The following is a 13096-nucleotide window of genomic DNA, read 5'->3' on the forward strand; positions in this document are numbered from 1 at the left end:
TATGCTAAAATTAACGTAACAATTAATGCTTTCAGGGGGGAACTTAATGGCTGATGTAAAATATAAACGGGTTGTGTTAAAACTGAGTGGAGAAGCCTTGGCTGGAGCCAAGGGCTTTGGAATTAATCCACCCGTAATTGAGAAAATTGCAGACGAAATTAGAGACGTTTACAACCAAGGAATCCAAATTGCGATTGTCGTTGGTGGTGGAAACATGTGGCGCGGAGAAGCTGGAGCTGAAATGGGAATGGAACGAGCTCAAGCGGACTACATTGGAATGCTGTCCACCATCATGAATGGTCTGGCTTTACAGGACAATTTGGAATCAGCTGGGGTTCCAACCCGGCTCCAAACTTCCATTGAAATGCGACAGATTGCAGAACCCTACATTCGGAGAAAGGCTGTCCGTCATCTTGAAAAGGGTCGCGTTGTCATTTTCTCTGGTGGAACAGGGAATCCATACTTTTCGACCGATACGACAGCGGTGTTACGAGCAGCTGAAATTAATGCAGACGCTATTTTGATGGCTAAAAATGGGGTTGATGGCATTTATTCTGCTGATCCAAATACTGATCCAGACGCGGAAAAGTTCACAAAATTAACCCAAATGGAAATTTTGAACAGAGGCTTACACGTGATGGATTCAACGGCTAGTTCGTTGTCAATGGACAATAACATCCCGTTAGTGGTCTTTAATCTAAACGAACCAGGTAACATCAAAAAGGTCATTGAGGGCCAAAACATTGGAACAATTGTGGAGGGAAAATAACACTAATGAATACCAAAGAATTAACGCAAGAAACCAAACGAAAAATGGATAAAGCCCAATCTGTTTTAGAAAATGATTTAGGTCAAATGCGCGCTGGCCGGGCTAATGCAAGTATTTTAAAACCAGTTGTGGTTGATTATTATGGAGCCCAGACTCCGTTATCCCAAGTCGCTTCAATCTCCGTTCCAGAACCACGGATGTTGATGATTTCTCCCTATGATAAAACGGCTTTAGAAAACATTGAAAAGGGGATTTTGGAGGCTGATTTAGGGTTAAACCCGATGAATGATGGGGATAACATTCGCATCCAAATTCCACAGCTAACGAACGAGCGGCGACAAGAAATTGCGAAAAAAGCGAAGGCCACCGGAGAACAAAGTAAGGTAGCAGTTCGTAATGTTCGTCGCGAAGGAATGGATGCCATTAAACAAGCCAATAAAGATGATGAAATTAATGACGATGAAGCACATCAATTAGAAGATCAAATTCAAAAATTGACGGATGCAGCCATTAAGGGAATTGATCAAATTGTAAAAGACAAGCAAGCTTCCATTATGAACGACTAGATTAAAGGAGCAGCGTAAATGGCGGATCAAGCAGTAACGCCGGGGACACCTGAGTTTGATAAAATGATGTTCAAACTTAGTCAACCAATTAATGCGGTTAATCAAACTCAGTTTCAGTTTCAAGAGCAGCAGCTAACGGAAATTCAACCAGGAATCTATGTTCTGCCAGTTTACTTGAGCTCAGACTTTAATTTATTTTTGGCCGGGGCTCAACTGGTCCAATCCGATTGGGTCTTAGCTTTCTCAAAAGGAACCGTTGAAAACGGGAATCAGGTAACGGATTTAGAGGAACCAATTCCAACTGGAGAAGGATTGAATCAGTTAGGAGTTAGAGAACCTAACGTTGCCAATGATTTGTTAGAATATTTTGACCACCTTGCTGATGCGGGCGTGGGTGAATGGAGATTAATTAAGTAAAGGGTGAGCGCGCTCATCCTTTCTTTACTTTTGGAGTGAGGTAGACTGATGGAAATTACGAAATTAGACCAGGACCGGATCCCCAAGCACGTAGCCATTATTATGGATGGAAACGGGCGGTGGGCGCAACGGCGACATCTTCCCCGGATTGCTGGTCATAAACGTGGCATGGATGTGGTCGAAGACATTACAATTGCTGCGAGTGATTTGGGAGTACAGGTGTTAACCTTGTACGCTTTTTCAACCGAAAATTGGAAGCGTCCGGCTAAGGAAGTCAGTTACCTCATGAGTTTGCCCTCCCGCTTTTTCAATAAGTTTGTTCCTAAATTAATTGAAAATAACGTTCAGGTTAAAACCATTGGTGATAACGAACAACTACCAGCGGAAACCCAACAAGCTGTGCAAAAAGCTCAAGCTGATACTGCTGATTGCGACGGGATGATTTTAAATTTTGCTTTAAACTACGGTTCTCGAACGGAAATCACTGAGGCAATGCAACAATTAGGCCAAGAAGTGCGGGCTGGGCAACTAGCGCCTGAACAAATCACGGAAGCAATGGTCCAGCAGCATCTCAAAACCAGTTTTTTGGGAGATTTGGCTGATCCCGATTTACTAATTCGAACTAGTGGAGAAGAGCGAATTTCAAACTTTTTATTGTGGCAACTAGCTTATAGTGAATTAGAGTTTACTGATACACTTTGGCCTGATTTTACCCCGGATGATTTTCGGGCCGAGTTACTTGCGTTTCAGCAGCGTCATCGGCGCTTTGGTGGTCTAAAAAATAAGTAGGAGAATTAATTAGCATGAAACAAAGAATTATTACAGCGGTAGTGGCCTTAGCCATTTTTATTCCGATTATTGTTCTGGGTGGCTGGCTGGTACAATTAGCAGCGGTTGCTTTGGCGTTAGTGGCCATGGCAGAAGTTTTTATCATGAAAAGACAATTAATCATTTCTGTGGAGGCCTTAATTTCCTTTGTTGGAGTGGCGTCTTTAGTGCTTCCTAATTTAATTACAGGGTGGTTACCGGGCCATATTTCTCCCACGTTTGCTTTCTATGGATTGGTGTTATTGTTATTGCTATGTACCGTCTTTTTCAATAAGAGTTTTAACTTTGACGATGCGGGAGTTTATACATTGGCAATGCTTTACATTGGTTTTGGCTTTCATTACTTTGTGATTGCCCGGTACGATGGGTTAGCCACGCTGTTTTATGCATTACTAATTGTGTGGTGTACAGATACTGGAGCCTACTTTATTGGCAAGTACATGGGTAAACACAAGTTAGCTCCCCACGTTTCCCCTAACAAAACCTGGGAAGGATCCGTTGGTGGGGTCGTTGTTGCCACTGTAATTTGTACCATTTTTGTGGCGTTCTTCCCTGTCAGCCATGCCAGTTTAGTAACCATGGTTATTTTAACCATCATTCTTTCAATTGCCGGTCAATTGGGTGATTTAGTGGAATCGGCCTTGAAGCGCTACTATGGGGTAAAAGATTCCGGTAAGATTCTCCCTGGTCATGGTGGAATTTTAGATCGGTTTGACAGTCTTTTGTTTGTGCTACCATTGTTGCATCTGTTAGCAATTGTTTAGATAAAGGATGGTGGTTTTTTGATAACTACAATTATTAGCTTTATCATTGTCTTTGGAATCTTAGTATTTGTGCATGAATTCGGGCACTTTATTGTCGCCAAACAAGCGGGAATCATGGTACGCGAATTTTCGATTGGAATGGGGCCCAAGCTCTTTTTTTATCGCAAGAATCATACAACCTATACGATTCGGTTGTTACCGCTTGGTGGTTATGTTCGGCTAGCGGGAAGTGCTGACGACGATGATGATGAACTTAAACCGGGGGTAACGGTTAAGTTACAACTTAATCAGCAAGAACAGATTGAAAAAATTGATTTAAGCCAAAAAAGTAATCTCTTTCAAGGGATTCCCGTTCAAGTTACAAGTGCTGATTTAGTGAATGATTTATTCATCGCCGGTTATGAAAATGGCGATGAGAGTGAAATTAAACGTTATCCGGTTAATCACGATGCCATTTTGGTTAATCCTGAAGGAATTGAACTGCAAATTGCACCAGCGGACGTCCAATTTCAAAACGCACCGGTGGGTAAGAAATTACTGGTCAACGCGGCGGGGATTTTTAACAACGTTTTGTTAGCAATTGTAGCGTTTACGCTGTTAGCCTTTTTACAAGGTGGGGTTGCTAGTAACTCTAATCAAGTCCAAATTCCGCATAATCATCCTAGTGTGGCCAAACAAGCCGGGATTCAGAGCGGAGATCGGATTGTTGCTGTTGATGGGAAACAAACTAAAACGTTTAATGAGATGGCAACCGAGATTAACAAACGTCCCGACCAGCGGGTTACGCTGACCGTTGAAAAGCAAGGACAACGTCACAACGTAACGTTTAAAACGAGCAGCCAAATGGTCCAAAAGAAAAAAGTGGGCATGATTGGGGTCACGGAATCAGTCAATAAAAGTACCATGGCGAAGTTAACCTCTGGATTTACGCAGACCTGGTCAAGCACCAAGCTTTTGGGATCTGCCTTGTGGCGCATGGTCGCTGGGCATTTTTCATTAAATGACTTAGGTGGTCCAGTGGCCATTTATGCTAGTACCTCTCAGGCCACCGCTTATGGACTGGTGGGAGTGGTTTCTTTACTAGCCTGGTTATCAATTAACCTGGCAGTGATCAATTTAATTCCCATCCCAGCGTTAGATGGTGGTAAAATCTTATTAAATCTAGTTGAGTTAGTACGAAGAAAACCGCTCTCTGAAAAAGTAGAAACAGGAATTACCTTAGTTGGTTTTGCCTTTTTGGCAGTACTAATGATTTTGGTAACCTGGAATGACATTATGCGGTACTTTATTCGTTAATAGTAGGAGTGATAATCGAAGATGAAACAATCAAGAATGTTAATTCCAACCCAAAAACAGGATCCCACCGGGGCCGAAGCCCTGAGTCACAGAATGTTAATCCGGGGTGGTTATATCCAACAGGTTTCCGCCGGGACTTATGCATATTTGCCACTGGCTTATCGGGTTCTAGAAAAAATCGAACGGATTATTAAACGAGAAATGGATGCCACTGGTGCTAGTGAAATGTTGGTTCCAGAAATCATCCCCGCTCAGTTTTGGCAAGATTCGGGACGATATGATACCTATGGGGCCGAACTTTTTACATTGAAGAATCGGCACGATACGGAATTCATTTTAGGCCCGACCCATGAAGAAACGTTTACCGAACTGGTGAAAAATTCGATTAAATCCTACAAAAAGCTACCGTTAAATTTATATCAAATTCAAAGTAAATTTCGTGATGAAGATCGGCCGCGTTATGGATTACTGCGGAGTCGGGAATTTTTGATGCTTGATTCTTACTCATTTTCCGCTAATGAGGATGATTTAGATCAAATCTATAAGGAAATGCGGACGGCATTTGAAGCCATTTTTAATCAAATTGGTTTATCATACCGGGGCATTATTGGTGACAGTGGAAGCATGGGAGGTTCTGATTCAATGGAATTTTCCGCTCCAGCTGCAGTTGGTGAAGACACGATTGTTTATTCAAACGATAGTGAGTACGCCGCAAACCTTGAGATGGCTACGAACATGTTTGTTCCCCAAAAGTCACACGCAGAAGCCCAACCGTTAGAACTAGTGGATACTCCAGACGTCAAGACGATTGATCAAGTGACCGCTTTCTTTGATGTTCATTCTGACCAAGTCGTAAAGAGTCTATTATACTTGGCAGATGAACAACCAGTTGTCGTGTTATTACGTGGTGATCAAGTTGCGAACGAAGCCAAATTGAAGCACGTTTTAGGGGTAGATAAGTTCGAACTTGCAACTGCTGACCAAGTTAAACAATTACTAAACGTGCAGCCGGGAGCAGTAGGTCCCTTTGATCTTCCACAGGGAACAAAGGTTCTGGCAGATGAATACGTGCAGCCAGTGGTTAACGCTGTGATTGGTGCGAACCAAACTGGAAAACACTACCAAGGCTTTAATCCAACGAGAGATTTACCAGAGTTGGAATATGTAGACGTCCGAACTGTTAAGGAAGGCGATATCTCACCAGATGGTAGTGGAGAACTCCAATTCACAAAAGGGATTGAAATTGGGCACATCTTTAAATTAGGAACTCGCTATTCTAAAGTTCTGGGAGCAGATATTCTTGATGAAAATGGGCGACAACAACCGATTATCATGGGCTGTTATGGGATCGGAGTGAGTCGCTTGTTATCTGCCGTGGCAGAACAGCAGGCTGATGATAATGGCTTGGTATGGCCAACGGCAATCGCTCCGTTTGATGTCCATGTGATTCCAACGAACGTTAAGAAAGAGGAACAAGTTGAGTTGGCCACCCAAATTACGGGCGCTTTAGAAGACGCTGGCTTAGAAGTCTTGGTTGACGATCGTAAGGAACGAGCTGGCGTTAAGTTTGCTGATTCAGATTTGATTGGGATTCCGGTCCGGGTCACCATCGGGAAAAAGGCAGACGAAGGCATCGTGGAAGTTAAGATTAGAAAGACCGGTGAAACGGTTGAAACCAAGGTTGATGATCTTAATAATACGATTAAAATTTTAGCAAAAGAGATTTAAACCAAAGACCAGTAATTGACTGGTCTTTTTTGCGCAAAGGAGGATACCAGTGGCATTAACTCAAGCAGAACGGTTGCAAACCCTACTGGATCAAATTGGCTGGCCGACTGACCAACGGGATCAGTTTCAAAACGGTCAGATTAATCAGGTGATTGTGCACCAGCAGACAAACCGATGGGAATTTACCTTTCATTTTGCACAAATCCTGTCGTTTACGACCTTTCAAAAGTTATTGGCGGATTTACAGCAGGCATTTCAAGAAATTGCAACGGTGGAAGTAGCCGTTACGACCGATCAAACGGAGGTTCCTAATCGTGAATTAGGTGATTATTGGAATTGGGTAGTTCAAAATGCTGGATTGCATTCTAACTTAACCCAGGAACTATTAAATAATCATGTCCCAGAAGTAGATGATGGCCGGGTTACCTTCTTGGCCGTTAACGAAGTCGTTAAAGATTTTATGACCAATAATGCCCTAGGCCCAATTGAAGAAACTTACCAACGGGTTGGGTTTCCTGCCTTTACCATCCATACCTTTGTTGATGAATCAGCATCACAAGCTCAAATTGAAGAGTTAAAGGCCAAAAAAAAGGAACGAGATGAAAAACTGGCTCAACAAGCTCGCCTTGCAATGCAGCAAAGTAATGCACATAAGGCTGGGAATAAGGGCAAGGGGAACCTCCAGCTGGGCCGTAAAATTGCAGACAGTCTTGATGTTACTCAGATGGTTGACATTAAAGAAGAAGAACGTTCCGTTATCATTAATGGGTATGTTTTTGATAAAGAAGTACGGAAATTAAATTCGGGGCGCGATTTATTAATTTTAAAGGTTACTGATTATAGTTCTTCCATTGAGGTGAAAGCTTTCTCTAATAGCGATGAAGACAAAGACATTTTTGAAAGTTTTCAACCGGGGAGTTGGATCCGGGCCCGGGGAAGTGTCCAAGAAGATCGATATTCGCGGGATCTAACGATGATTGCCCGAGACGTAATGCCCGTTAAACACCAGGAACGGGTTGATCAAGCTCCGGCAGATAATAAACGAGTTGAATTGCACTTACATTCCAATATGAGTCAGATGGATGCCACCAATTCGATTTCTGATTACGTTGGCCGAGCGAAACAGTGGGGGCAACCGGCGATTGCTGTCACGGATCATGACAACGTGCAAGCCTTTCCAGAAGCCTATCAGGCGGGACAGGCTAACGACGTCAAAATGATTTACGGAATGGAAGCAAACGTGGTTGATGACGGGGAACCGATTGCCTTTAATGACCAACATGTCAAGTTAAAGGATGCTACTTACGTAGTGTTTGATACCGAAACGACGGGGTTATCAGCCATTTATGACCGGGTCATTGAACTGTCGGCGGTCAAGATGCAGGGGAACAATGTGATTGATGAGTTTGAAGAATTTATTGATCCAGGCTTTCATCTGTCAGAACAGACCACCGCGTTAACATCGATTACCGATGAAATGGTGGCCGGATCTAAATCAGAAGCAGAAGTCTTTCAACTCTTTCGGGATTTTTGTGGCGATGCAATCGTGGTGGGGCATAACGTAACTTTTGACGTGGGCTTCATGAACACGGGGTATCAACGTCATGGAATGGAGCCAATTCAAAATCCGATTATTGATACGTTGACCCTGGCACGCTTTTTATATCCGAACTATAAGAGCTACCGGTTAAATGTTTTAGCTAACAAATTTAACGTTAACCTGGAACACCATCACCGGGCCATCTTTGATGCGGAGACTACCGGGCATCTGAATTATTTGTTTTTAAAGGATGCGGAAGAACAGTACGACATTGAGTATCATGACCAATTAAACGACCATATGACTGATAACGATGCCTATAAGCACGCTCGTCCTTTCCATGTGATTTTGCTAACGAAAACGCAAGCCGGATTGAAAAATCTCTTTAAGTTGGTATCGTTAGCACACATCCGTTATTATTATCGGGTGCCCCGGATTCCGCGGAGTGTGCTGGAAAAATACCGTGAAGGATTATTAGTTGGTTCAGCTTGTTCCAGCGGAGAAGTCTTTACGGCGTTGATGCAAAAGGGAGAAGCAGAAGCCCTAGAAAAAGCAAAATTCTATGATTATTTAGAGGTGCAACCCCAAGTAGCTTACCAGCCCTTGATTGATAGCAAGCTGATTAGCGATCATGGTAAATTACAGACGATTATTAAAAACTTGGTAAAGATTGCAGACCAAGTCCAGCTCCCGCTGGTAGCAACGGGGGATGTTCACTATTTGGACCCTCATGATGCGATTTATCGAAAGATCTTGATTCATTCTCAAGCCGGAAATCCTTTGAATCGACAAACGCTACCGGACGTTCACTTTCGTACCACGGATGAGTTGCTCGATGACTTTCATTTTTTAGGCGAAGAAAAAGCTCAAGAGATTGTTGTCACGAATTCGCAAAAAATTGCCGCTGACATTGAAACGGTTCACCCACTGAAAGATAAGTTGTATACACCAAGAATGGATGGTGCCGAAGATGAGATTAAGCAACGAACGATGAAAAAAGCCCATCAGTTGTATGGTGAAAATTTACCAGAATTAGTCGAGCACCGGCTGGATCGTGAACTTACAAGTATCATTAACAACGGATTCTCAGTGATTTATTTGATTTCGCAACGCCTGGTAGCTAAGTCGAACAAAGATGGTTACCTGGTTGGATCCCGGGGATCAGTTGGATCTAGTTTGGTAGCAACGATGGCTGGAATCACTGAGGTGAATCCCCTTCCGCCTCACTACCGTTGTCCACAGTGTCAGTATTCAGAGTTCTTTACTAAGGGAGAATACAGTTCGGGGTTTGATTTACCCGAAAAGAAATGTCCTGAGTGTGGCACCGTGATGATTGGAGACGGGCATAACATCCCGTTTGAAACCTTCTTAGGTTTTAAAGGAAATAAGGTGCCTGATATTGATTTGAACTTTTCTGGAGATTACCAAGCAATTGCGCACAATTACACTAAGGTGCTCTTCGGTGAAAAAAATGTGTTCCGAGCTGGAACGATTGGAACCGTGGCCGATAAAACCGCTTATGGGTACGTGAAAGCTTACGAACGAGACGTGTACGAACCGCAGATGAACGGAACGATGCGGGGGGCAGAAATTGACCGGTTAGCAAAGGGAGCAACTGGAGTTAAACGAACTACTGGACAACATCCAGCGGGGATTATCGTTGTGCCTGACTACATGGACATTTATGACTTTACGCCAATTCAATTTCCTGCTGAAGACCAAAACGCGGCTTGGAAAACCACCCACTTTGATTTCCATTCTATTCATGACAACATCTTAAAACTTGATATTTTAGGACATGATGATCCGACCATGATTCGGATGCTCCAGGATCTTTCTGGAATTGACCCATATTCGATTCCAATGAATGATCCGGGTGTAATGAAAATTTTTAGCAGTCCAGAGGTGTTAGGCGTAACCCCGGAACAGATTTTTTCGAAAACGGGAACCCTTGGTATTCCTGAATTTGGGACCCACTTTGTCCGGGGGATGCTCGAAGAAACTAATCCCCAGAATTTTTCTGATTTACTCCAAATTTCTGGATTATCGCACGGAACGGATGTGTGGCTTGGAAACGCCGAAGAATTGATTAAAGAGGGAACCGCAACAATTTCAAACGTAATTGGATGTCGGGATAACATCATGACCGACTTGATTAATTACGGGGTTGACTCAGAAACATCCTTTCAAATCATGGAAAAGGTCCGTAAGGGAAAGGGAATCAAACCGGAGTGGCAGGATAAAATGCGCGAAGCAAAAGTCCCAGACTGGTACATTGATTCTTGTTTAAAGATTAAGTACATGTTTCCCCGGGCACACGCGACAGCATACGTTTTGATGGCGCTACGGGTGGCCTATTTTAAGGTTTATTTTCCCCTTGTTTATTATGCAGCTTACTTTTCCGTGCGAGCCGATGACTTTGATGTTGAAGCGATGGCCCACGGTAAAGAAGCGGTCAAAAACGTGATTACTACCATTGATGGAAAGGGAAATGATGCCACTGCCAAGGAAAAGAATTTACAAACGGTCATGCAGATTGCAAACGAAATGCTGGAAAGAGGATTTTCGTTTGAAATGATTGATTTGAATCTTTCTGATGCTTCGCAATGGTTGATGGATGGGAAAAAACTCATCGCTCCCTTTAGTGCTGTTCCAGGACTAGGATTAAACGTGGCCAAGCAAATTGTGGCTGCCAGAGAGGACAAGCCGTTCCTTTCTAAAGAGGATCTTTCCAAACGTGGTGGAGTTTCTAAAACCATCATTGAATTTATGGATCGTAATGGGGTACTAAAAGGCTTACCAGATGAGAACCAGCTCAGTTTGTTTGATCTGTAAGCTGATTGATAAGCGTCATGATTTGTGTTACACTGATACAAGTAATTGAAAACTCTTTTAGGAGTGAGCAGCGATGCTCGCTCTTTTTATTAGAAACACTTGGGAGGGAAATAGTTGAGCGAAACGAGCGAAATCATTGCAAAAGTCACAGAAACTGTAGAACCAATTCTAGCGGCAGCCGGCTTTTATTTGTATGACATTGAGTTTGTTAAAGAAGGCGGTAGCTGGTACTTACGAGTTTTTGTGGACAAAGACGGTGGTATTACGTTGGATGACTGTGTGTTAGTTAGTGATCAACTCAGCGAAAAGTTAGATGAGCTGGATCCGGATCCGTTTTTAGAACCATACTTTTTGGAAGTTTCGTCTCCAGGTGCAGAACGACCCCTAAAAAAAGAGCAGGACTATCAACGGGCTCTTAATGAATACGTTCATCTTTCCCTTTACCAAAAATTAGCAGGGAAAAAGACGTACGAAGGGACGTTAATTAAAGTAAACGAACAAGATTTAACCATTCGAGTAGCGGAAAAGAACCGGGAACAAGAGCTAGTTGTTCCCCGCAATTTAATTTCACAAGCTAGATTGGCAATTAAATTTTAACGAGGAGGAAATACAGACAATGAGTAAAGAGTTAGTGACGGCCCTTGATGAACTAGAACGAGAAAAGGGCGTTAAAAAAGAAGTTGTGATTGAAGCTTTAGAAGCAGCCTTGATTTCAGCATACAAACGGAATTACGACCAAGCCCAAAACGTAGCCGTTGAATTTGACGAGCGGCAGGGCAACATTAACGTATATGCCGTGAAAAAAGTTGTGGAAGAAGTCGTTGATCCGCGTTTAGAAGTGAGTTTGGATGAAGCCCTCCAGATTAACCGTGGTTATGAGCTCGGAGACGAGATCAAGTTTAAGGTAACCCCCAAGGACTTTGGTCGGATTGCAGCCCAAACTGCTAAACAGGTTATCATGCAACGGGTTCGAGAAGCCGAACGCCAAAATGTTTATGACAAGTACAGTAAGTACCAAGATGAACTGGTAACGGCTGAAGTGGAACGGCAAGATAACCGGTTTGTCTACTTGAATCTGGATGGGGTCGAAGCCGCCATGGCTCATAATGATCAGATGCCAAACGAAACATATCGTCCCCAAGATAAGTTGAAAGTGTACGTAACCAACGTTGATGATGCTGCCAAGGGTCCCCAAGTATTTGTGAGCCGGACGGCCCCTGGTTTGTTGAAACGTTTGTTTGAACAAGAGGTTCCTGAAGTTTACGATGGCGTTGTAGAAATTGTTTCAATTGCCAGAGAAGCTGGAGATCGGTCTAAAGTAGCAGTAAAGTCCAACGAAGCTAACGTGGATCCGGTTGGGACCACGGTGGGGCCTCGGGGTCAACGAGTGCAAGACATCGTCAATGAACTGGGTGGCGAAAACATGGACATCGTTCAGTGGGATGAAGATCCTGCTCAATATATTGCCAATGCCTTGAATCCGGCAGAAGTAATTGACGTAATTTTTAAAGACGGCGAAGAAAAAGCCTGCACCGTGGTGGTTCCAGACGACCAATTGTCATTGGCCATTGGAAAGCGGGGACAAAACGCCCGATTGGCTGCCCGTTTAACTGGCTATCGGATTGATATTAAAGCCGAATCAGAAATGGCAGAAGCGGATGAACCAGCTGCAGATGTTGCTACTGATCAAACTGATGACGTTAGCACAGACGAAGACTAATCATTCGTAAAGATCAGGCAAAGGGGTGAAGCAGGTTGAAGAAGAAACGCAAGATTCCGATGCGAAAGGACGTTATTTCCGGGGAAATGTTTCCCAAAAAGGAATTAGTCCGGATTGTCCGAGATAAGGAAATGAACGTAGAATTAGATCCCACCGGTAAAAAAGCTGGGCGAGGAGCTTACGTTCAGGTTAACGTAGCAGCGGTAAAAAAAGCACGAGACGAAAAGATTCTGGATCAAGTTTTCTCTGTAACTTTACCGCCAGAGTTTTATACGACCTTGATTGACTACGTTGATCACATTCAAGCCCGCCGGGAACTGATGAAAAATGACCAATTATAAGCAGACGCTTAATTTGTTGGGAATCGCTCGGAGAGCTGGTAAAATAGTTACGGGAGAGTCCTTAGTTTTAACCGGAATTCGCCGTAAGCAGGTGCAATTTTTGGTTTTAGCTAGTGATGCTGGAGCAGCCACAACCAAACGTTTTTTGGACAAAAGCCGTTTTTATGGTGTTCCAGTTAACAACGACTTAAACAAAGCAGAATTGAGTGCGGCCATTGGCCAACAACGAACAGTTATCGGAATCACAGATCAAGGTTTTGCGAGGAAATTAAATGAAATAAATAAGTAAGGA

12 protein-coding genes are annotated in these 13096 nt (G+C 43.2%); all 12 read left to right on the plus strand.

The window, feature by feature from the left end:
• Window positions 1-46 precede the first annotated feature (46 nt).
• Entirely contained in the window at window positions 47-769 is a 723-nt protein-coding gene (pyrH, locus tag M3M39_RS04300) for a UMP kinase (protein ID WP_252796647.1), read from the plus strand.
• A gap of 5 nt (window positions 770-774) precedes the next feature.
• Entirely contained in the window at window positions 775-1335 is a 561-nt protein-coding gene (gene frr, locus M3M39_RS04305) for a ribosome recycling factor (RefSeq protein ID WP_252796648.1), read from the plus strand.
• A gap of 18 nt (window positions 1336-1353) precedes the next feature.
• Window positions 1354-1752 (plus strand): hypothetical protein, encoded by a 399-nt coding sequence (locus M3M39_RS04310; protein ID WP_252796649.1) that lies wholly within the window; start codon window positions 1354-1356, stop codon window positions 1750-1752.
• Between the two features lie 48 nt (window positions 1753-1800).
• Window positions 1801-2541 (plus strand): isoprenyl transferase, encoded by a 741-nt coding sequence (locus M3M39_RS04315; protein ID WP_252796650.1) that lies wholly within the window; start codon window positions 1801-1803, stop codon window positions 2539-2541.
• Window positions 2542-2555: 14 nt separating this feature from the next.
• Window positions 2556-3344 (plus strand): phosphatidate cytidylyltransferase, encoded by a 789-nt coding sequence (locus M3M39_RS04320; protein ID WP_252796651.1) that lies wholly within the window; start codon window positions 2556-2558, stop codon window positions 3342-3344.
• Window positions 3345-3362: 18 nt separating this feature from the next.
• Window positions 3363-4640, plus strand: a complete 1278-nt coding sequence (gene rseP / locus M3M39_RS04325) for an RIP metalloprotease RseP (protein WP_252796652.1) — start codon at window positions 3363-3365, stop codon at window positions 4638-4640.
• Between the two features lie 21 nt (window positions 4641-4661).
• Complete coding sequence (locus tag M3M39_RS04330) at window positions 4662-6368, plus strand: proline--tRNA ligase (RefSeq protein WP_252796653.1); 1707 nt, start codon at window positions 4662-4664, stop codon at window positions 6366-6368.
• 49 nt (window positions 6369-6417) lie between these two features.
• Entirely contained in the window at window positions 6418-10743 is a 4326-nt protein-coding gene (locus tag M3M39_RS04335; RefSeq protein WP_274705398.1) for a PolC-type DNA polymerase III, read from the plus strand.
• A gap of 114 nt (window positions 10744-10857) precedes the next feature.
• Complete coding sequence (rimP, locus tag M3M39_RS04340; RefSeq protein ID WP_252796654.1) at window positions 10858-11340, plus strand: ribosome maturation factor RimP; 483 nt, start codon at window positions 10858-10860, stop codon at window positions 11338-11340.
• Between the two features lie 19 nt (window positions 11341-11359).
• The gene (gene nusA, locus M3M39_RS04345) at window positions 11360-12463 is read left to right on the plus strand and encodes a transcription termination factor NusA (RefSeq protein ID WP_252796655.1); all 1104 of its coding nucleotides are present in this window, start codon (window positions 11360-11362) and stop codon (window positions 12461-12463) included.
• Window positions 12464-12522: 59 nt separating this feature from the next.
• On the plus strand, window positions 12523-12804 hold the full coding sequence (gene rnpM, locus M3M39_RS04350) for an RNase P modulator RnpM (protein WP_274705498.1): 282 nt from the start codon (window positions 12523-12525) through the stop codon (window positions 12802-12804).
• Window positions 12791-13093, plus strand: a complete 303-nt coding sequence (locus tag M3M39_RS04355) for a L7Ae/L30e/S12e/Gadd45 family ribosomal protein (protein ID WP_252796657.1) — start codon at window positions 12791-12793, stop codon at window positions 13091-13093. The genes rnpM and M3M39_RS04355 overlap by 14 nt, the downstream gene beginning before the upstream one ends.
• The last annotated feature ends 3 nt before the right edge of the window (window positions 13094-13096 follow it).

Source organism: Fructilactobacillus hinvesii, assembly GCF_024029435.1.
GTDB lineage: Bacteria > Bacillota > Bacilli > Lactobacillales > Lactobacillaceae > Fructilactobacillus > Fructilactobacillus hinvesii.